19 protein-coding genes are annotated in these 18,392 nt (G+C 58.8%); 8 read left to right on the top strand and 11 right to left on the bottom strand.

Going from position 1 to position 18,392, the window contains the following annotated elements:
- Window positions 1-91: 91 nt before the first annotated feature.
- Window positions 92-1,891, top strand: a complete 1,800-nt coding sequence (lepA, locus tag AC2ISB_RS01065; protein ID WP_339109002.1) for a translation elongation factor 4 — start codon at window positions 92-94, stop codon at window positions 1,889-1,891.
- A gap of 30 nt (window positions 1,892-1,921) precedes the next feature.
- On the opposite strand, the gene AC2ISB_RS01070 is transcribed toward lepA, so the two are convergent.
- A complete protein-coding gene (locus AC2ISB_RS01070; RefSeq protein ID WP_486575641.1) occupies window positions 1,922-2,947 on the bottom strand; it encodes a Hint domain-containing protein in 1,026 nt (341 codons plus the stop codon).
- Between the two features lie 331 nt (window positions 2,948-3,278).
- Window positions 3,279-4,208: an AEC family transporter gene (locus AC2ISB_RS01075; RefSeq protein ID WP_486575643.1), complete on the bottom strand. Its 930-nt coding sequence runs from the start codon at window positions 4,206-4,208 to the stop codon at window positions 3,279-3,281.
- A 156-nt stretch (window positions 4,209-4,364) separates the two neighbouring features.
- On the opposite strand from AC2ISB_RS01075, the gene AC2ISB_RS01080 reads away from it, so the two are divergent.
- On the top strand, window positions 4,365-5,477 hold the full coding sequence (locus AC2ISB_RS01080) for an aminodeoxychorismate synthase component I (RefSeq protein WP_486575644.1): 1,113 nt from the start codon (window positions 4,365-4,367) through the stop codon (window positions 5,475-5,477).
- Window positions 5,438-6,082: an aminotransferase class IV gene (locus tag AC2ISB_RS01085; protein WP_486575646.1), complete on the top strand. Its 645-nt coding sequence runs from the start codon at window positions 5,438-5,440 to the stop codon at window positions 6,080-6,082. The genes AC2ISB_RS01080 and AC2ISB_RS01085 overlap by 40 nt, the downstream gene beginning before the upstream one ends.
- Window positions 6,083-6,116: 34 nt before the next feature.
- Here AC2ISB_RS01085 and AC2ISB_RS01090 read toward each other — a convergent pair whose 3' ends face one another.
- The 5 genes from AC2ISB_RS01090 to AC2ISB_RS01110 form a co-directional block, all read right to left on the bottom strand.
- Window positions 6,117-8,423: a hypothetical protein gene (locus AC2ISB_RS01090; protein WP_486575648.1), complete on the bottom strand. Its 2,307-nt coding sequence runs from the start codon at window positions 8,421-8,423 to the stop codon at window positions 6,117-6,119.
- A complete protein-coding gene (motA, locus tag AC2ISB_RS01095; RefSeq protein ID WP_339109008.1) occupies window positions 8,420-9,289 on the bottom strand; it encodes a flagellar motor stator protein MotA in 870 nt (289 codons plus the stop codon). Before motA ends, AC2ISB_RS01090 begins: the two co-directional genes overlap by 4 nt.
- Window positions 9,290-9,352: 63 nt before the next feature.
- Window positions 9,353-9,817 carry a MotE family protein gene (locus AC2ISB_RS01100; RefSeq protein ID WP_339109009.1) on the bottom strand — a complete coding sequence of 155 codons (465 nt, stop codon included), beginning with the start codon at window positions 9,815-9,817 and terminating at the stop codon, window positions 9,353-9,355.
- A gap of 161 nt (window positions 9,818-9,978) precedes the next feature.
- Complete coding sequence (locus tag AC2ISB_RS01105; RefSeq protein WP_486575650.1) at window positions 9,979-10,416, bottom strand: hypothetical protein; 438 nt, start codon at window positions 10,414-10,416, stop codon at window positions 9,979-9,981.
- Between the two features lie 11 nt (window positions 10,417-10,427).
- Window positions 10,428-10,925 (bottom strand): flagellar basal body-associated FliL family protein, encoded by a 498-nt coding sequence (locus tag AC2ISB_RS01110; RefSeq protein WP_339109470.1) that lies wholly within the window; start codon window positions 10,923-10,925, stop codon window positions 10,428-10,430.
- A gap of 122 nt (window positions 10,926-11,047) precedes the next feature.
- Between AC2ISB_RS01110 and fliF the strand changes: the two genes are divergently transcribed.
- Genes fliF through fliP form a run of 4 tightly spaced genes read left to right on the top strand, consistent with a single transcriptional unit; the run spans window position 11,048 to window position 14,267 of the window.
- Window positions 11,048-12,670 carry a flagellar basal-body MS-ring/collar protein FliF gene (gene fliF, locus AC2ISB_RS01115; protein ID WP_339109011.1) on the top strand — a complete coding sequence of 541 codons (1,623 nt, stop codon included), beginning with the start codon at window positions 11,048-11,050 and terminating at the stop codon, window positions 12,668-12,670.
- Window positions 12,670-13,263: a FliH/SctL family protein gene (locus AC2ISB_RS01120; protein ID WP_339109012.1), complete on the top strand. Its 594-nt coding sequence runs from the start codon at window positions 12,670-12,672 to the stop codon at window positions 13,261-13,263. Before fliF ends, AC2ISB_RS01120 begins: the two co-directional genes overlap by 1 nt.
- Window positions 13,256-13,531, top strand: a complete 276-nt coding sequence (locus AC2ISB_RS01125; protein ID WP_339109013.1) for a FliM/FliN family flagellar motor switch protein — start codon at window positions 13,256-13,258, stop codon at window positions 13,529-13,531. The genes AC2ISB_RS01120 and AC2ISB_RS01125 overlap by 8 nt, the downstream gene beginning before the upstream one ends.
- Before the next feature lie 7 nt (window positions 13,532-13,538).
- The gene (gene fliP / locus AC2ISB_RS01130; RefSeq protein WP_486575653.1) at window positions 13,539-14,267 is read left to right on the top strand and encodes a flagellar type III secretion system pore protein FliP; all 729 of its coding nucleotides are present in this window, start codon (window positions 13,539-13,541) and stop codon (window positions 14,265-14,267) included.
- Between the two features lie 49 nt (window positions 14,268-14,316).
- Here fliP and AC2ISB_RS01135 read toward each other — a convergent pair whose 3' ends face one another.
- From AC2ISB_RS01135 to AC2ISB_RS01145, 3 genes are all read right to left on the bottom strand, one after another.
- On the bottom strand, window positions 14,317-14,817 hold the full coding sequence (locus AC2ISB_RS01135) for an acyl-CoA thioesterase (protein ID WP_339109015.1): 501 nt from the start codon (window positions 14,815-14,817) through the stop codon (window positions 14,317-14,319).
- Between the two features lie 147 nt (window positions 14,818-14,964).
- Window positions 14,965-15,612 carry a GntR family transcriptional regulator gene (locus AC2ISB_RS01140; RefSeq protein ID WP_339109016.1) on the bottom strand — a complete coding sequence of 216 codons (648 nt, stop codon included), beginning with the start codon at window positions 15,610-15,612 and terminating at the stop codon, window positions 14,965-14,967.
- 31 nt (window positions 15,613-15,643) lie between these two features.
- Entirely contained in the window at window positions 15,644-16,390 is a 747-nt protein-coding gene (locus tag AC2ISB_RS01145) for a M48 family metallopeptidase (protein ID WP_486575655.1), read from the bottom strand.
- Window positions 16,391-16,509: 119 nt separating this feature from the next.
- Between AC2ISB_RS01145 and AC2ISB_RS01150 the strand changes: the two genes are divergently transcribed.
- The gene (locus AC2ISB_RS01150; protein WP_339109018.1) at window positions 16,510-16,836 is read left to right on the top strand and encodes an FYDLN acid domain-containing protein; all 327 of its coding nucleotides are present in this window, start codon (window positions 16,510-16,512) and stop codon (window positions 16,834-16,836) included.
- 154 nt (window positions 16,837-16,990) lie between these two features.
- Here AC2ISB_RS01150 and lpdA read toward each other — a convergent pair whose 3' ends face one another.
- Window positions 16,991-18,376 (bottom strand): dihydrolipoyl dehydrogenase, encoded by a 1,386-nt coding sequence (lpdA, locus tag AC2ISB_RS01155; protein ID WP_406720267.1) that lies wholly within the window; start codon window positions 18,374-18,376, stop codon window positions 16,991-16,993.
- Between the last annotated feature and the right edge of the window lie 16 nt (window positions 18,377-18,392).

An 18,392-nucleotide genomic window follows, 5' to 3' on the forward strand; every position in this document is an offset into this window, starting at 1 on the left:
ACAGGCCATAGCGGGTCATTCTCGGGTAGCTTAGGGCCTGCCCTGTGAATTTCTCTTCCCGCAACGTCGAAACCTATATATATCGCGCGCCATGACCGATCTCGACCGTATTCGCAATTTCTCCATCGTGGCGCATATCGACCACGGTAAATCCACTCTCGCCGACCGGCTCATCCAGATGACCGGGACGGTGGCCGAACGTGACATGAAGGCGCAGCTTCTTGATGCGATGGATATCGAGCGCGAGCGCGGTATTACGATCAAGGCGAACTCTGTCCGGATCGAATATCCGGCGAAGGATGGCAAAACCTACATCCTGAACCTGATCGACACCCCCGGCCACGTCGACTTCGCCTATGAGGTCTCGCGCTCTATGCAGGCCGTTGAGGGCTCGCTTCTGGTGGTCGATGCCTCGCAGGGCGTCGAGGCGCAGACGCTGGCCAACGTCTATCAGGCCATTGATGCCGACCATGAAATTGTGCCGGTCCTCAACAAGATCGACCTCCCCGCCGCTGATCCGGAACGGGTGAAGGAAAACATCGAAGACGTGATCGGCATCGATGCGTCGGATGCCGTGGAAATCTCGGCCAAGACCGGCCTTGGTATCCCCGATGTGCTGGAAGCCATTGTCCACCGTCTGCCCGCGCCCAAGGGCGAGCGGGACGCACCGCTGAAGGCCATGCTGGTCGATAGCTGGTATGACAGCTATCTGGGCGTTGTCGTTCTGATCCGCGTCATGGATGGCGTGATCAAGAAGGGCGACCAGATCAAGATGATGAAGACGGGCGCCACCTATAAGCTGGACCGCCTGTCCGTGCTCAAACCGCAGATGGTCGATATTGCCGAGCTGGGTCCGGGCGAGATCGGGGTGTTTACCGCCTCGATCAAGCAGGTGCGCGACACCAAGGTGGGCGATACGATCACCCATGACAAAAAGCCCTGTGCGCAACCGCTTCCGGGCTTCAAACCATCGATTCCGGTGGTGTTCTGTGGTCTGTTCCCCGTTGATGCTGCCGATTTCGAGGCCTTGCGTGACGCGATCGAAAAGCTTCAGCTGAATGATGCGTCCTTCAGTGCCGAGATGGAGACCTCGGCGGCGCTTGGGTTCGGCTTCCGGTGTGGCTTCCTTGGTCTTTTGCACCTCGAGGTGATCCGCGACCGTCTGGAACGCGAATATGATCTGGACCTGATCACAACGGCGCCCTCGGTGGTGTTCAAGCTGCATATGAAGGATGGCGAGGTCATCGACCTGCATAACCCCGCGGATATGCCGGATCTGACCTATGTCGACCATATCGAAGAGCCGCGTATCAAGGCCACGATCATGGTGCCCGACGAATATCTGGGCGATGTGCTCAAGCTGTGTCAGGACCGTCGCGGGATCCAGATGGACCTGACCTATGCGGGCTCGCGCGCGATGGCGGTTTATGACCTGCCGCTGTCCGAGGTGGTCTTCGACTTTTATGACCGTCTGAAATCGGTGACCAAGGGCTATGCGTCCTTCGATTATCAGCTGATCGGCTATCGTGAGGATTTCCTTGTGAAAATGTCGATCCTCGTGAATGACGAGCCGGTGGATGCGCTGGCGATCATGGTCCATCGCGACCGTGCAGAAGCGCGTGGCCGTGCGATGTGCGAGAAGCTGAAAGACCTGATCCCGCGTCACATGTTCAAGATCCCGATTCAGGCCGCGATCGGTGCCCGCGTGATCGCGCGCGAGACCCTTTCGGCCATGCGCAAGGACGTGACCGCCAAATGTTATGGCGGGGACGCGACGCGGAAGAAGAAGCTGCTTGAAAAGCAGAAAGCCGGTAAGAAGAAGATGCGGCAGTTCGGCAAGGTCGAAATTCCGCAATCGGCCTTTATCGCCGCGCTCAAAATGGATGATTGACATCGCCGCCCCCTCGGGGGCGGTTTTGTTTTACAGGCCCAGATAATCGGCAAGCATTCGGCCCTCATGCGCGGTCAGACAGGGGCGGGCAAGCGCGGGCGGCGATGCGGCAAGCTCTGGGAAAAGCTGCAGGAAAGCGCGACGCTGTGGCTGTTGCAGACTGGCCAGTCCGGCCTGACCGGGGTGGAAGCTTTCGGACGGAATGCCATTGGCCGAGATGATTTCGTGGGTGTCGAAGAGCAGATGGAAATAATCGACCATCCCGCCTTGCCGGATATAGATCGTGCGGTCGTTCTGGAGATCGCTTGCGCAGACAAGCACCTCGTCCTCGTCAAACAGACATTCGGCCTGCCAGCCGCGCATCAGCATCCGGTGCTGTTGCGACACCTCAAGCGGCTGCGTGTTGCCAAGCGTCCCTGCGGCAAAACGGATGGGCGCAAAACGGTCTTTCGCCTCGACACGGCGATGCCCGATCCAGAGGATCGGTTGCGGCCCGTGATCGGCGGTCTGCACGAAATCCCCCTTTTGGAGCGTTTCAACAGGGCGCGGCCCATAGAGTGTGTCGATCAGTGTGCCCGCCCCGAAACATAGGGGAAACCGCAATGCATTCTGGTTGCTGAGGGTAAATTGCAACCGCGCGTCTGCCAGGATCAGGCGTCGGAGTGCCGCAATACCGAGGCCGCATAGACCCGCATCGGTACAAGCGGCTTCGAGGAGCGCGGCAAGCAGCGTTTCGGGACCAGCGTCCGGATAGCAGACATAGCTGGTGCCCGCCACGTCCCATGCGCTGACATCGACAGGCGTTCCGGTCGTCAGGCGGTAGCCTTGCAATGTGATGAGGGCCGTGGCCGTGCCGCTACCGACATAGCGGGGCGTATTCCCGCACCATTGCCGATGGGCATGATCGTCTTGATCCGTGCCGATGGCCCCCATCCCGAACGGGAGGCCGCCTGTGCTTTCGGTCCGGAAACTGCGTGCTCTTGGGGCGGCCTCGGGGGCAAGCAAACCGCCCGTATAGGATTGGACCAGTCCGAAATCTTGCCGGTGCAATGTCATAGGGAAACTCCGAAGACGTGTCTGATCAACAGGGCACTGGCTATCGGGCAATGAGGTAGAAAAACGGGACAAAAGCGATACGGAAACTGCCGCCGAGCGACAAAAGCCGCAAGGTTGACCATAAGGGCGGTGGCGGAAGGTGAGTCTTTTGTTGAAATCCTACCTTATCAAAAAATCTATGAATTGAAACGTTTGACAACCCACGCTTCGCGAAATGGCGTCATTTTATGCGCTGACCTGATGATGTATCGGTAAACCTGCTCATTCCGATAAAGAGGGTCGGATGAATTGGGGGCGGATGCCGTTTTTTGCAGCATGGCTGGGCTATGGGCTAGCGCAGCAGGTAAAGGAGCGCCGAAAGCGTGAAGAAGGACAGCGCGGTTGCGGTAATCAGCGCCGTGGCCGCAACATCCTCGCGGTGGAAGCGGATACCGAAAAGCATATAGACCGACATCATGGGCAGGGCGGCATTGACGATGGCTGCGGCTTGCAATGTGCCCAGATCGCTATGGGTGCCTAAAAACAGCAGGCTGGTTGCGCCGACCAGCAGCGGATGGCCCAGCAGTTTGCAAAGGGTGATCCGGATCACGCCCCAACGGAACGTCTTGAGCGATAGCTCTGCCACCGCGCCGCCAACTGCCAGCAAGGCAATCGGCGCGGCCACGGGGGTCATCAGCCGGATCGCCTCCAGAAGCACCGTGGGCAGCCCGAGCCCCGTCGCTTTCCAGACCAGTCCCGACAGGGCACCGATCAACAGCGGGTTGGTCAGGATTCCGGCAAACAGGCGCCGCAGCTTGGCCCATGTCAGGCCGCTTTCCACCTCGATCACGCTGACCGCCAATGGCGTGATAATGAGGTTTTCGATCAGAAGTGCCATCGCGAAAATGTCGAAAGCGATCTGCTGGCCGAAAACGAAGGTCGAGATCGGCAGGCCGAAAAAGGCCGAATTCGAGCACGAACACCCCATTGCCTCGAAGGCGCGCACGCCGTGGGGCTTGCCTGCAAGCAAGGCTGTGCCATAGCCCAGCCCGTAGCTTAGCAGTGACCCGATCGTGTAGGAAATGAAAATAGCCGGATGCAGCGCCGTGTCATGATCTCCGGCCGCAACGGCTGCAAAAACCACAAGCGGCAGGAAAAACCGGATCACCAGCCGCCCTGCGCCGCGCAGATCTGTCGCCGCGATATAGCGGATGCGGATCAGGACGAAGCCCACCACAATCAGGATGTAAATCGGTAAGATCAGGCGAATAATGTCGGACATCGGGGGCACCGTTTCTCTCGCCTTGCCTTGATAGCATGCAAGAAACGGGGTGCAACGTGAATGAAATCCCTCTTTTGGCGCTAAAATGTCGGTTTCGGTCTTGACCGGTTTTCCCTAGCTGCGAATTAGGCAGGGAATGCGCGGCAGGGATGTCTGATGAAGGTTTTATTTGAGTGCGGCCCGCTGGGGAAAGAGACGTGTTTTGACGCGCCAGCCGAGATTTTACGGGCCGACAGTCCCGAAGAGGTTCCCGCAGTTCTGGCGCGGATCGAGCGGTTGCGGGCTGAAGGGTTCTGGCTGGCGGGGCTGTTTTCCTACGAGTTGGGCTATTGCTTCTCCGAGAAACTCGCCGCGCTTCTGCCCCAGGAACGGCGTGATCCGCTGATTGCGATGGCGGCCTATCCCGCGCCGCGGGTTGCCGCGCCGCAGACCGGCGAGGCGCATGTGCACGATCTGGTGCCGCTCTGGTCGGCGGCCGATCACGCACGGGCATTCGACCGTTTGGCCGAACATATCCGCGCGGGAGATTGCTATCAGGTCAATCTGACCTTTCCCATTCGGGGCCGTCTTTCGGGGCAGGCCGAGGCGCTTTACGCCCGTATGTCGCAGCACGCCCCCATGCCGCATGGGGCCTTTCTGGATTTGGGCGATGTGCAATATGTATCCCGCTCGCCGGAACTGTTTTTCGAGATCGAGCCGGAGGGAAAGATCCGGACGCGCCCGATGAAAGGAACCCGTCCGCGAGAGGCCGATCCGCTCTCCGATCAGGCGCAGATCGAGGACTTGTACTCCTCCGAGAAGGATCGCGCCGAGAATCTGATGATCGTTGATCTGCTGCGCAATGACCTGTCGCGTGTGTCGCGGCTGGGCAGCGTCAAGGTGCCCGAGCTGTTCAGGATAGAAACCTATCCCACTGTCCATCAGATGGTTTCAACGGTCGAGGCGCGGTTATGGCCCGAGAGTGGCGCGGCAGAGATTATCAAGGCGCTCTTTCCCTGTGGCTCCATCACGGGCGCGCCGAAAATCCGTGCCATGCAAATTATCCGCGATCTCGAACCCTGGGCGCGCGGGGCCTATTGCGGGGCTATCGGCTGGATGGCACCGGATGGGGGGATGCGCTTCAATGTGGCGATCCGCACATTGCGCTGCGAAGCGGAAGAGGTCACGCTAAATGTCGGGGGCGGGATCGTCTATGACAGCCGCGCCGAGGCCGAATATGAGGAAGCGCTATGGAAAAGTCGCTATGCCGGACCTGTCCGCCCGATCTGAACGTTATCGAAACCTTCCGTGTGGATGCGGGGCATATCGCCTTCTGGCCGCTCCATCTGGCCAGATTGCAGCGAACCTGCCTGAAACTCGAGATACCCTTTGATGCCAAGGCTGTGCAGGCGGCCTTGGCCGCATTGCCGAAAGAGGGGGTATTGAGGGGGCGGCTGACCGTGGATCTGGCCGGCAGGCCGACATTGGGCTTTGCGGATTTGCCTGCTACGAAGACGGTCTGGAACGTCGCGATTGCCCCGCAGATGCTGCGTTCGGATGATCCTTGGCTATCTGTCAAGACAACCCAGCGGGGGCTCTATGACACGTTCCGCGCCAACTTGCCGCAGGGGATCGACGAGTGGATTTTCCTGAATGAGCAGGGGCGGCTTTGCGAGGGCACGATCACCAATATATTTGTTGGCGAGCTGCAAAAACTGCGGACGCCACCTTGCGCGGCGGGACTTCTGCCGGGGGTTCTACGGCAAAGTCTTTTGGAAGCGGGCCACGCTTATGAGGATGATCTTGCCCCGAGCGACCTGCGTGATGGCTTCTGGATTGGCAATGCGCTGCGCGGCTTGATCCCCGCGCAGCTTGTTGCAGTGGAAAGGGCATAGGCGCCTATCTGTTTGAGACAGGCACCTATTGTGGTCAGTTCAGGCTCTCAAGAAGCTGGCTGAGCGCGTCTCGTTCTTCCGCACTCTGGTTAAGAAGGCGCTGCGCATTGGATAGTTCTCCATCAGCGGGGGCCTCGGGCGAGGGATTGGCCAGATCAAAGGCCTGAACAAAGGCTTTTTCCGAGGCCGATCCGGATTGCGCCAGCGCGGCCCAGTCCCGACGACGCAAGGCGCTATCCGGACTTTCATCCGAAAGCTGCGGGGCGGCGCCGCCTTGGTTCAGGGCATCTCCGCCGGCAAAGTAGTTTTGCGCCTGCACGCGGATCGCCTGTGCCTCGTCACTTTCCAGCCCGCTGACATAGGTCATTGCCGCCGGGCCGTCATGCTCCAGCAGTGCTGCCTTCGCCATCAGAAGGCGCGATGCAGGAGAGAGAGGCTGATCCGATTGCAGCAGGCTCTGCACATTGCTTGGCAGCCCCAGATCAATCAGGCGCTTGGCAATAAGCTGGTAATCTGCCGTGTCCAGCCCTGCTTGGGCGATGACGTCCTTATGCTGGAAATAGAAGACCAGAAGATCCTGATCCGCGAGATCGCGGATCGCGCGTTGTAGGATCATTTTGCGGCTCGCGTCATGCAGAGGCGCATCCAGTGTTTTCGGCCAGTTCGCCAAAGTGGTCATGGCGCCGTTCCAGTCCGAGCGGCTGGCGCGCCCCAAGGCCTCGGCGCGCAGCAGCTTGGCGGCGTCGGGTGAGGGCTGCAATTCGATTGCCAGTGCGGCCGCATTTTCCAGAACCAGTTCATCCATCGGATGATGATCGCGGAACGCGGTTTCGGCGATCATGAGTGTCGCGACGACCGCATCTTCGTTATCGCGTTCGACAACCGGTTTCAGGCTCTGTTCGATTGCCGCCGCATCCGCATGTCCGTGGTCGATTGTCGCGTCGAGCATAACGGCTTGCAGGCTTTTCTCATTTTCGCCGCGTTCCAGAGAAAACCGAACAGTTTCAGCCTCTTCCGGATATCCCAGCGCTGTCAGCTTGTTGACCAGAGGAACGCCCAAAGTGCGACGCAGCGAGATCGGAAGATCCGAATATGTCCGCTGGACTGCCTTGAGATTGACGCTGAGAGGGTCGCTTTTCTCCTGTCCCATCATTGCCCAGAAGGCAACGGCACCGTCACACGCGCTCATCGCCAACAAGGGGTTGGCCGAAGAGACCGGCTCGCCATCTATGACATTCGCCATCAGCTTCACAGCATCCTGCGCTTCCGGATCTATCGGGAAGTTTTGCAGAATTGATTGCGCTTCGGCACCGAAACCAAAGGCCAGGTAGGTCTGTGCCAAACGCAATGCCCCTTGTTCGTTCGGCTTGTCGAACTCTCCGATCAGCGAACGCCGAAGGCTGGAAATAAGGGCGAAAGGATCCCCTTCTTCGGACCATTCGCGCAATGCAAAATCGGCATTCGGTGCGCAGCGGCTGTCATTCAGCATGTCGCCGAACTGCATCTGTAACGAGCCCGCATCCCGATCAACCACTGTTTCCGAGTGGATCGCGATATGCTCGGTTTTGCGGGTCGGTTCCGGCGGGGGCGGGGTGACTGCGGCGGGGGTGGGTTCCGGGTCGGGGATCGTCGGCAATTCGAGCTCGATCAGCCCTTGCGAGGCTGCGCGGCTTAATTGATGCAACAGCTGCGTTTCTGCTTCAGAGACGCGCTTGTCTTTTTCTTCCATCAACTGATCAAGCGCCAAAGCGCCCTGCACCGGCGGAACCTGTTTCGTGCGGGCGGGGGCGGGCTCGACGCTGGGCCGGACGTTCACGGGTGCCGGTGTTCCCGGTGTTTGTGCCGCCGGAGTTTCGGACAAACGCCAGTAGATATCGGGATCAGGCAGGGCGATTCGTGTCGCGGGAATGCTTGGGTTTTGGATCGGGGTGGTGATTTCGATTTGTGGCGCAGCGGGGGACTGCGGTCGGGCGGGGGCTTCCTGCGGGGCCAGACGCGCATCAACGACCACGGCCCCAGAGGCCAGCTCAAAGGCGGTAAGCGCGATCCCTTCCGGTGTCGCAATATCCAGCGCAGACGATCCATTGACAGGATACAACTCACTGATCCGCGTGCGGGGAATAAAATAGAAAACCTTGGAAAGATCGTATTTTACATCTGGTTTGTTGACCGAAAACGCGTAGCCGTTTTCATTTTGTTCCAGTGACCAGTCAACTTTTCCGCGAAACAGGAAGACCAACCGCGTAAAATCGGGATGTTCTCCCGATTGTACAGTGACGGTCTGCGCTGCGGCAACAGACGCAATGGTTGTCAGCAGTGTGCCGAGAAACAGATGCCTCATGCTGCCTCCGATTTTACGGATTTAAGCGCCTCTTCCAGAGCAGAAAAGCTCGGGCGGATATGGTGGGGCGTATTCTGGCGGCCAACTTCGATACAGATATTCGTTGCGTGGTTGTGCAGGTTTGCCACAAGCACTTCACGGATCAATTTATAGAAATGCGAGTCTTCATCCACCACCGCTTTGATGCGCGAGGCAAAGGGGCCAATGAAGCCATAGGCCAGAAACACACCGAGAAACGTCCCGACAAGCGCGCCGCCAATCATTTTACCCAGAACTTCTGGCGGTTGGTCGATGGACCCCATGGTCTTGATCACACCGAGCACGGCTGCCACGATCCCAAGTGCCGGCATCGCGTCCGCAACGTTCTGGATGGCGTGGCTTGAATGCATGGCATGATGGTAATTCGCCTCAAGCTGTTTTTCGAGAACCTCTTCCACCTGATGGGGGTCATCATAGTTCATCGAGGCCGAGCGCAATGTGTCGCAAATCATTTCGACTGCTTCATGATCATGAAGGATCTTCGGATATTTACCGAAGATCGAGGAGTTTTCCGGATCTTCGATATGCTCTTCAATGGCCACAGGATTTTGCCGCTGTAGCCGGATTAGCTCAAACAGCAGACACAGGAGATCCCGATAGTCATCCGGCTTCCATTTCGGGCCTTTGAAGACTTTCCCGATGTCCTTGAGCGCATGTTTGATTGAGGCCATATCGTTTGACAGAACGAAGGCCCCGACCGCGGCTCCACCGATCATGATCATCTCAAATGGCAACGATTTCAAGATGATGCCCATCTTGCCACCGGCAGCGACATAGCCGCCAAATACCATAGCGAAGATGATCACGATTCCAACTATGCCAATCATCGTCCGTCTCCATTGTTACGATGTGAGCATCGCAAAGGACGTTTAAAAAACTACTGACGCGCTTTACCTTTTTGGCGCGTTGGCGTTCCGGCCAGCCATAAGAACGCTGATCGTATAGGCTGTGTCGGGGGAAAGCCCCGCCATGATAGAGGCGGCGGCGGCAGGCTGCATGCGCCCCAAAAATCCTGCAGCAAATTCGGGGGCCATTGTCTCGAAAAGTGGAACCGCTTGTTTTGGCTTCATGTTTTCATACAAAGTCACAAGGCGCGTTACATCGTCTTCTGCACCGCGATCTGCAATCTGGACTGTCTTGGCCAGCTCTTCTTCGGCGGTTTTCATTTCTTGAATGCGTTGCTTGAGCCTGTCTTCCGCGACGCTGATCGCAGTGGCGCGGTCTGCAAGCAATGCTTCGCGTTCATCCAGCTTGCCCGAGCGGGCATTGACCTCCGATAGAAGTGCCATCACGCCTTCTTCGGTTGTGCAGTTCTGGGCCGCGACCGTGTTGGTAAGGTCGGCGGCCTTTGCCAAAGCCGTATCTGCCCCGGCAGCGATACGGACCGCCGCAGATCCTGCCAGGAGCGTTGCGATAATCAGAAGGGTATGTGCGGGTTTACGTTGGACCTTCCGGCCTTTGGCGGCTTTCGGGGGGGCGGGTTTGGCGGAAGGAGCCGCTTTCGGATCTGTCTTGCTCATTCGGCGGCCTCAATATTGCTTTCGCGTTGGCGGCGGCGCACGACCCGCGCACGTTTGGGCGATTCGGCTTCATCTGCTGCTGTGGGGATCTCTTCCTCGACCTCAAGGGGCGGGGTGCTGGCCGCAGGGCGGGGCGCAGCTTGGGGCGGCGCGGGAAGGTCGTGTAGCGAAGCCAGCATGATCTCAAGCTTTTCGGCCCCGATCTCCGCGCGCTTTGTCAGGTTGCGCAATTGTTCTGTGGAGGTATTTGCCGTGGTCTGGGCTTTTTCCAGTGCCTTGGTCATTTCATCGACCTGAGCGGACAGCACGGCAATCGCGCCGCCCATACCACTTTCAAGCTGATTGAATTTCTTGAGACGGCGCGACAGGACGATACAGTAGACCGCAGCCCCCAACGCGCCGGCGATGAGCAAAATATTCGAGATAAGTTCCATAATCACAATCCTCAGTTCAGCACGAATTCTATGATGAGCAGATCGTTGACGCGGCCTTCGCCGGTGACGATCTGGATGCGGCGCAGCATCTGGGCGCGCAGCTTGATAAGGGCTGTGCGGTCTTCAAGCTGGCTCAGCTCGACCGCGCGCAAATACCCGTTCAGAACATCCATCACCCGCGGACGCAGCTTTTCGACATCGGCCTGATAGGCCGTCGGGACTTCCAGCTCTGCACTGAAGCGCAGGTGGCGGGAACTCGAACCGCTAAGCGAGATGACCATAGGATCAAGCTTGATAAAGGAAATATCCGGCAGCTCTGCCGGTGGAGGGGGTTCATCGGCATGGGCGTCTTCGGCTTCGGGTGCGCCAAGAATCATGCCTGAATAGACTGCGAAGAAACTGCCGCCACCAAAAAGGAGCATCAGCACAAGGCCGATAATAAGCGGAAGTTTCGACTTTTTCTTCGGCTCTTCTGAGCCTTCTACCTGATCTGCTGTTGCATCTGCCATGGGATCATTCCGATTACTTCGTTGAAACCGTAATAAACCCAGACCCACTAACCGATTGTTAAGGGCGATCGGTGAAACATGAGGCGACGACTGGACAGAAGGTCCGCTCATGGAGGTGCGTCTTGGAACAGGTAACGGCCGTTTGGCAGGGAATGGATACGCGGCGGCGTTTCATCGTGCTCGCAGCAACCGGAATCGTTTTTGCTGCGATCTTGCTTCTTTCTGGTATGGCGTCGAAGCCATCCTATTCGCTGCTTTACGCAGGGCTGGAAGGAAAAAGTTCGGGAGAAGTCGTGACGGCTTTGGAGCAGCGCGGCGTTGCCTACGAAATTCGGGGCGATTCGATCTATGTCGACGCGACACGACGCGATGAGCTGCGGATGACCCTTGCTGCCGAAGGGCTTCCGGCAATGGGGGGCGCGGGCTACGAGCTGCTTGATTCGATGTCGGGTTTCGGGACGACGTCGCAGATGTTCGATGCGGCCTATTGGCGCGCCAAAGAGGGTGAGCTGGCGCGGACGATCGTTGCAAATCCCGGCATCCGCTCGGCGCGTGTGCATATTGCGCATGGCACCGACAATGCCTTCCGCCGCAGTATCGAACCTACCGCTTCCGTGTTTATTACGGCGACTTCCGGCTCGATCAGCCAGCAGCAGGCGCGGGCTCTGAAATATCTGGTGGCCTCTGCCGTGACCGGGATGAAGCCGGAAGATGTGTCTGTTATCGATGCCAACGGGGGCCTGATCTCGACGGGGGATGACGAGAATCTCAGCCAGAATACGGAAGATCGCGCGGCGGAACTGAAGAAAAATGTCGAGCGTCTGCTGGAGGCCCGTGTCGGTCAGGGCAATGCCGTGGTCGAGGTGTCTCTGCGCACCGCCCTCGAAAGCGAATCGATTACCGAGCGCACGATTGATCCTGCAAGCCGCATCGCCATTTCGACCGATACGCAGGAACAAAGCGATAGCTCGCAGTCGACTGATCCTGCCAATGTCACTGTGGCCTCGAACCTCCCGACCGGAAATGCCAATGCAGGCGGTCAGTCGCAGAGTAACAGCTCGCAAACCCGAGAGCGGACGAATTTCGATGTGTCTGAAACCCGCCGTGAAGTCTTGCGCAAACCCGGGACGGTGACACGCCTGACCGTCGCGGTGCTGGTGAATGGTCTGCCGACCACGGGTGCGGATGGCACGGTCACCTGGACGCCGCGACCGCAGGCAGAACTTGATCAATTGCAGGCGCTGGTGGCCTCTGCTGTCGGGTTCGATGAAAGCCGCGGCGATGTGATCACGCTGCAAAGCATGCAGTTCGAGCCGCTGACGGTTCAGGGCACCGAGGCGACATCTGTCGGCTTTATGGGCGGGCAGAATCTGGATGTAATGCAACTGATCCAGCTGGGCGTTCTTGCGGTTGTCGCATTGATCCTTGGTCTCTTCGTGATGAAGCCGATCCTGACCCAGCGCCGTCAGGTCGAACAGTTGCCGTCTTCCGTCGGGGATCCGAATGCCCTGACTGGCGAGATCGCGGATGGGGATGATGTTCCCGATGATATGCCGCTGGTGTCCGGCTTGGGCGGCGGAGACGACCTTGGCTTCGATCTGCCCTTCGCGATGGGGAATGCTTTCGATGATGCCGAAAATAATGCGGATCCAGTGGATCGCCTGAAGCGCCTGATCGAGGAACGCCGCGACGAGACTGTAGAGATCCTGCGCAGCTGGATGGATGAGAAGGAGGAACGCGCGTGATGCAACGCTTCGAACTGGAATCGTTTGAGACCACATCCCGTGTACCGCAATCTGTCACGATCGATCATGGCGAGCTGGAGGAAATCAAGCTCGCGGCCTTCGAGAAAGGCTATTCCGCCGGTTGGGAAGATGCGGTGGCCGCGCAGAATGCCGAACAGGCGCGTTTGCGGGCCGATCTGGGGCAAAACCTTCAGGCACTGTCTTTCACCTTCCACGAGGCGCGGCAGCATGTTCTGGACGCGATGAGGCCGCTGCTTGTCGATATGACGGCAAAGGTGCTTCCGGTTGTCGCGCGTCAGACGCTGGCGCAGACCATTGCAGAACAGGTCATGCCTTTGGCCGACGGGCTGGCAGATACGCCTTTGACGGTCGTGGTTAATCCAAACAGCATCGAACAGGTGCAAGAGCTTCTCTCGCAAGAGAAAAGCCTACCCCTGACATTTGTTGCAGAAGAAACGCTAGGCGAGGGGCAGGTGTATCTGCGCTTCGGTGGCAAAGAAACGCATATCGATCTCGACGGTGTCATCGCACTGATCGGAGATGCGATCGCCAGCTATTTTGGCGCGGTCCAGAAGGAGCAAAAGAATGACTGAGGCAGCAACCCATTCCTCGAACCCGTTTACCCAAGTTCCGATTGAAATCACGATTTCGGTCGGGAAGGCCCGCCCGATGGTGCGTGACCTGCTGCGGATGAAGCGCGATTCCGTTATGCCGCTGGATAGCCGCGTGGATGATCCTGTGGAGTTGTATGTGGGAGATAAGCTGATTGCGCGCGGGGAACTCACCGAGATGCAGGGGGAGCATGCCGGCCAGCTCGGGGTCCGCTTGACGGAAGTGATCGATCTGCAAAACGGGCTGTGACATGCAGATGTCACGGCTCGCCCTCTACGGGGCATTAACGTTAATGCTTTCTGCGCTGCCGACGATGGCGCAGGAAGTCACGCTTGATTTCGGTGGCGAGAATAGCCTGACCGGAAGCTCGGTCCTGCTGATTTCAGCCGTTACCCTGCTCAGTCTGGCTCCGGGCATCATGATCATGGTGACCTGCTTTCCCTTTATCGTGACGGTGCTTTCCATCCTGCGTCAGGCCATTGGTCTACAGCAGGCACCGCCGAACATGCTGATCATTTCGCTGGCCCTGTTTTTGACGTGGTTCATCATGGAACCGACATTTATGGAGTCCTATACCAACGGGATTTCGCCGCTGATGAATGGCGAGCTGGATATGATGCCCGCATTGGAAAAAGCCATCGCGCCGTTCCGCGTCTTTATGGCAGGGCGAACCAATCCTGAAACCTTCGCGTCGCTGGCCCAGCTGCGTTCGCCGGAGGCCACACTGGTTCTGTCGCCGGATGTCCCGCTGTCGACGCTGGTGCCCTCCTTCATGCTGTCGGAGATCGCGCGCGCTTTCCAGATCGGGTTTCTGGTGTATATCCCGTTTCTGGTGATCGACCTTGTGGTATCGGCGGTGCTGATGTCGATGGGGATGATGATGGTCCCGCCTGCGGTCGTATCCTTACCCTTCAAGCTGGCCTTCTTTGTGGTGGCCAATGGATGGGTGCTGATCTCGGATGCGTTGGTCCGCAGCTATTTCTAACAGAAAAGGCGCCTGAAAGGGCGCCTTTTTCGACTATGACACCAAGGGGTTATTTAACCTTGGCGGATGCTTCTTCCATGCGCACGGCATGTTCTTTGCGCAGATCGCGGCGCAGTTCTGCGGCATCCCAGCGATGCTGCTCTTCCTCCGTCTGCGGGGTCAGTTTCGGCACCTCGACGGGCTTGCCGATTTCGTCCACGGCGACCATCGTGAAATAGCAGCTATTGGTGTGACGGCGGCGGCCTGCGGTGATGTTCTCAGCCTCGACGCGGATCCCGATTTCCATCGAGGAGCGGCCCGTATGGTTTACGGCCGCCTGAAAACGCACCAGCTCGCCGACGAGGATGGGTTGTTTGAAGGTCACCTGATCCACCGACAGCGTCACCGCATAGGACCCCGAATAGCGGGAGGCCAGAGTAAACGCGACACGGTCCAGCTCTGCCAGCAATGCGCCCCCATGCACCTTGCCCGAGAAATTGGCCATATCCGGCGTCATCAAGACGTTCATCTCGAGCGTTTTGCGCTCGTCTTCGGTCAATCTACTGTTCATACTCGTCATGTCCCGTTTTGTTGCGGGCCTTAAGACATGTTGCGATAGAAATGGGAACCCCTCAGGAATGCAAATGCGCTTTGCATCAGCGGGATAGGTCGCAGCGATCTGTGGCTTGGGCGGCATTTCCGGCGCGCGCCTGCGCGGCTATTGCGCCAGATGCCGCAGCCCTTGGGTGACATCGGTGCGCACTGCCAGCCGGAGACCGGGTTCGTCGCCCGCCCGTAGCGCGGCCAGAATAAGCCGGTGATGGCGCGGAGGTTCGTTGCGCTGCATCTGGTTATACACCGCCCGCATGGTCGGCCCGAGCTGTAGCCAGACCGTTTCGATCACCGCCAGAATGGCCGGCGCCTGTGCGCGCAGATACAGGGTACGGTGGAATTCCAGATTGGTCCGGATATAGCCGATCGCATCCATTTTCACGACAGCTTCCGCATTGGCGTGATTGATCGTCGTCAGCCGGTCGATCAGCGCCATATGCGCACGGGGCAGGGCGCGCGAGGCCAGCTCAGGCTCGATCAGCGCGCGCAAGGCGGCCAGCTCCTCGATCCGGTCATTCGACAGCAAGGGGGTAATCACGCGCCCCGACGCCGAAAGGAACAGCGCGCCCTCGGCCACCAGCCGCCGCAGGGCCTCGCGCACGGGGGTCATCGACACACCGTTCTCCTTGGCCAGACCACGCAATGTCAGCGGTGTTCCGGGGGGGATTTCCCCATGCATGATCTGCATCCGCAACCGACGATACAGTTTATCGTGGACGGCGGTGTCGATCTGGCGTGTGGAGATGGTTGTCATGGTCTCTATGTGATCACGAATGCGGGCAAGGTCAATCGCGGAAATGGGTCGCATGCAGGCGCCCACCCTCATCGCGGAGCCAGCGCCGTTCCGCCCGCCAGTCAGGGCGCAGCTTTTCGACGATGGCCCAGAATGCTGGCGAATGGTTCATTTCGACCAGATGGGCCACTTCATGCGCGGCGACATAGTCCAGCACCTCGGGAGGCGCCATGATCAAGCGCCAGCTATAGCTGAGTGCGCCTTTGGAACTGCACGACCCCCAGCGCGAGCGGGTATCGCGCAGGGTGATGGCGCTGAAGCTCTGCCCGATCTGTGCGGCATATTGCTCGGTGGCCACCTGTAGCCTGCGCCGCGCATGGTGCTTGAGGAAGCTCTCAAGCTTGCGGGCCATGCGATCTTCGGGGCCGGGAACAAACAGCATCTGGCCCTCTTGGACGGGCAGGCGGCCCTGACCGGGGACAAGCTGCACCTCTGTGCCTTCATAAAGGATCGAGGCACCGTAGCGGATGCGCGTCACGGGCGGCAGACGGGCCACGGCTTCGCGCAGCCAGTCCTGATGGGCGAGCGCGAATTCCAGCGCGTCTTTCTCGGTGCCACGCGCGGGAATGGTCAGGGTCACGGCACCACCGCTGCGCGACACGCGCAGCCCGTAACGCCGTGCGCGGGCATTGTTGTGAAGCTTGATCTGCACATCAGGCAGGTCGCGCAGCGTGACGAAGCGCTGTTCGGCCTTGGCAGGTGCTGTCCCTGCAAAGCGCATTTTCGACGATAAGGCCATGATTGTGATGCAACCTCTTCATCTCATTCGGCGAAAAACTCGAAAAAGCTTTGACACGCCCCGGTCATTGTGGCAGTTGGCGTCGACTCTTTCTCTCAGAGCGTAGCCAGGAGAATTCCATGCCCAAAGAGGAATGGGGCGTCAAGCGCCTCTGTCCGCATTGTCAGAGCCGGTTTTACGATCTGAACCGCGACCCGATGATCTGCCCGGTCTGCTCGAACAGTTTCACGCTGGAAAGCGTTTCGAGCGGGCGAGGTCACGTTCTGGTGGCGGACAAAACCGGTAACAAACAAGCCGATCTGGATGTCGATGATCTCGGCGATGATGATCTGGATGATGATGCAGGTGATGTCGATCTGGATGATGATCTGCTCGACGAGGATGATGACGATAATGTCTCGCTCGACGATATTGCGGATGTCAGCTCGGATGACGACGACAACTAAGTCTGTAACCAGACTGTTCTGATAAAAGGGCGCGGCTATTGGCTGCGCCCTTTTTATTGTGTCTGCGGCCTGTGTTCCGGCGCGGTTCACATGGCCGTCCGGCATGAAAAAGGGCAGCCCGAAAGCTGCCCTTCCTGTTGCGCTCGAAGCCCGATCAGGCGTGGATTGCGCCGTCACCACAGGCCAGAGCCGCCTCACGGACCGCTTCCGAGAAGGTCGGGTGCGCGTGGCAGGTCAGGGCCAGATCTTCGGCAGAGGCGCCGAATTCCATCGCCACACAGACTTCGTGGATCAGGTCGCCTGCGCCCGGGCCGATGATATGCGCCCCGAGAATGCGGTCGTTCTCATCCACGATCAGCTTGGCGAAACCATCCGCCTGGAAGACGGCCTTGGCGCGCGCATTGCCCATGAAGGGGAATTTGCCAACCTTGTATTTCACGCCGTCTTTCTTCAGCTCTTCCTCGGTTTTGCCGACCGATGCCACCTCGGGGGTGGTGTAGATCACACCGGGGATGACGCCATAATTGACATGGCCATGCTTGCCCGCGATGACCTCGGCAACGGCCATGCCCTCGTCTTCGGCCTTGTGGGCCAGCATCGGGCCGATGATCGCATCGCCGATCGCATAGACGCCTTTGACAGTGGTCTGCCAATGGGCATCGGTCTTGATCTGGCCGCGCTGTTCCATCTCGACGCCGATTTCCGCCAGACCCAGACCATCGGTATAGGGCTTGCGGCCGGTGGCCACGAGAACGGTATCCGCGTCGATGGTGACCTCGCTGTCATCCTTGCGCAGCTTGTAGGTGACCTTGGCCTTGCCGCCCTTGGTCTCGACCGATTGCACAGCCGCGCCGAGGACGAACTCCATGCCCTGCTTGGCAAGGATCTTCTGGAACTGCTTGGACACCTCGCCATCCATCGTGGGGGTGATCACGTCGAGGAATTCGACCACGGTCACCTTGGCGCCCAGACGCGCATAGACCGAGCCCATTTCCAGACCGATAACGCCTGCACCGATCACAACGAGCGATTTCGGGATTTTTTTCAGCGACAGCGCGCCGGTGGAGGACACAACGGTCTCTTCGTCGATCTCGATCCCCGGCAGCGAGGACGGCACCGACCCCGAAGCGATCACGATGTTTTTGGCGGTGTGAACCTCATCACCGACCTTGACCTGACCGGCGGCAGGGATCGAGCCCCAGCCTTTGAGCCAAGTGACCTTGTTCTTCTTGAACAGGAACTCGATACCCTTGGTATTGCCGTCGACGACCTCTTGCTTATAGGCCTTCATCTGGTCCCAATCGACCGAAGGCGTTTTGCCCTTCAGGCCCATCTTGGCGAAGTTATGTTCGGCTTCATGCAGCTCGTGGGTCGCATGCAAGAGCGCCTTGGAGGGGATGCAGCCCACATTGAGGCAGGTGCCGCCCAGCGTCTCGCGGCCTTCGACACAGGCGGTTTTCAGCCCCAGTTGGGCACAGCGGATAGCGCAGACATAGCCACCCGGGCCGCCGCCAATCACGATCACATCAAATTCAGCCATTTTTTGCTCCTATCTG

Source organism: Thioclava sp. NS-SX20 (assembly GCF_057380695.1).

Excerpts from the sequence above, each read along its gene's own strand:
- lepA (WP_339109002.1), top strand. The coding sequence starts at position 92 with ATGACCGATCTCGACCGTATTCGCAATTTCTCCATCGTGGCGCATATC.
- AC2ISB_RS01070 (WP_486575641.1), bottom strand. The coding sequence starts at position 2,947 with ATGACATTGCACCGGCAAGATTTCGGACTGGTCCAATCCTATACGGGC.
- AC2ISB_RS01075 (WP_486575643.1), bottom strand. The coding sequence starts at position 4,208 with ATGTCCGACATTATTCGCCTGATCTTACCGATTTACATCCTGATTGTG.
- AC2ISB_RS01080 (WP_486575644.1), top strand. The coding sequence starts at position 4,365 with ATGAAGGTTTTATTTGAGTGCGGCCCGCTGGGGAAAGAGACGTGTTTT.
- AC2ISB_RS01085 (WP_486575646.1), top strand. The coding sequence starts at position 5,438 with ATGGAAAAGTCGCTATGCCGGACCTGTCCGCCCGATCTGAACGTTATC.
- AC2ISB_RS01090 (WP_486575648.1), bottom strand. The coding sequence starts at position 8,423 with ATGAGGCATCTGTTTCTCGGCACACTGCTGACAACCATTGCGTCTGTT.
- motA (WP_339109008.1), bottom strand. The coding sequence starts at position 9,289 with ATGATTGGCATAGTTGGAATCGTGATCATCTTCGCTATGGTATTTGGC.
- AC2ISB_RS01105 (WP_486575650.1), bottom strand. The coding sequence starts at position 10,416 with ATGGAACTTATCTCGAATATTTTGCTCATCGCCGGCGCGTTGGGGGCT.
- AC2ISB_RS01110 (WP_339109470.1), bottom strand. The coding sequence starts at position 10,925 with ATGGCAGATGCAACAGCAGATCAGGTAGAAGGCTCAGAAGAGCCGAAG.
- AC2ISB_RS01120 (WP_339109012.1), top strand. The coding sequence starts at position 12,670 with ATGCAACGCTTCGAACTGGAATCGTTTGAGACCACATCCCGTGTACCG.
- AC2ISB_RS01125 (WP_339109013.1), top strand. The coding sequence starts at position 13,256 with ATGACTGAGGCAGCAACCCATTCCTCGAACCCGTTTACCCAAGTTCCG.
- fliP (WP_486575653.1), top strand. The coding sequence starts at position 13,539 with ATGTCACGGCTCGCCCTCTACGGGGCATTAACGTTAATGCTTTCTGCG.
- AC2ISB_RS01135 (WP_339109015.1), bottom strand. The coding sequence starts at position 14,817 with ATGAACAGTAGATTGACCGAAGACGAGCGCAAAACGCTCGAGATGAAC.
- AC2ISB_RS01140 (WP_339109016.1), bottom strand. The coding sequence starts at position 15,612 with ATGACAACCATCTCCACACGCCAGATCGACACCGCCGTCCACGATAAA.
- AC2ISB_RS01145 (WP_486575655.1), bottom strand. The coding sequence starts at position 16,390 with ATGGCCTTATCGTCGAAAATGCGCTTTGCAGGGACAGCACCTGCCAAG.
- AC2ISB_RS01150 (WP_339109018.1), top strand. The coding sequence starts at position 16,510 with ATGCCCAAAGAGGAATGGGGCGTCAAGCGCCTCTGTCCGCATTGTCAG.
- lpdA (WP_406720267.1), bottom strand. The coding sequence starts at position 18,376 with ATGGCTGAATTTGATGTGATCGTGATTGGCGGCGGCCCGGGTGGCTAT.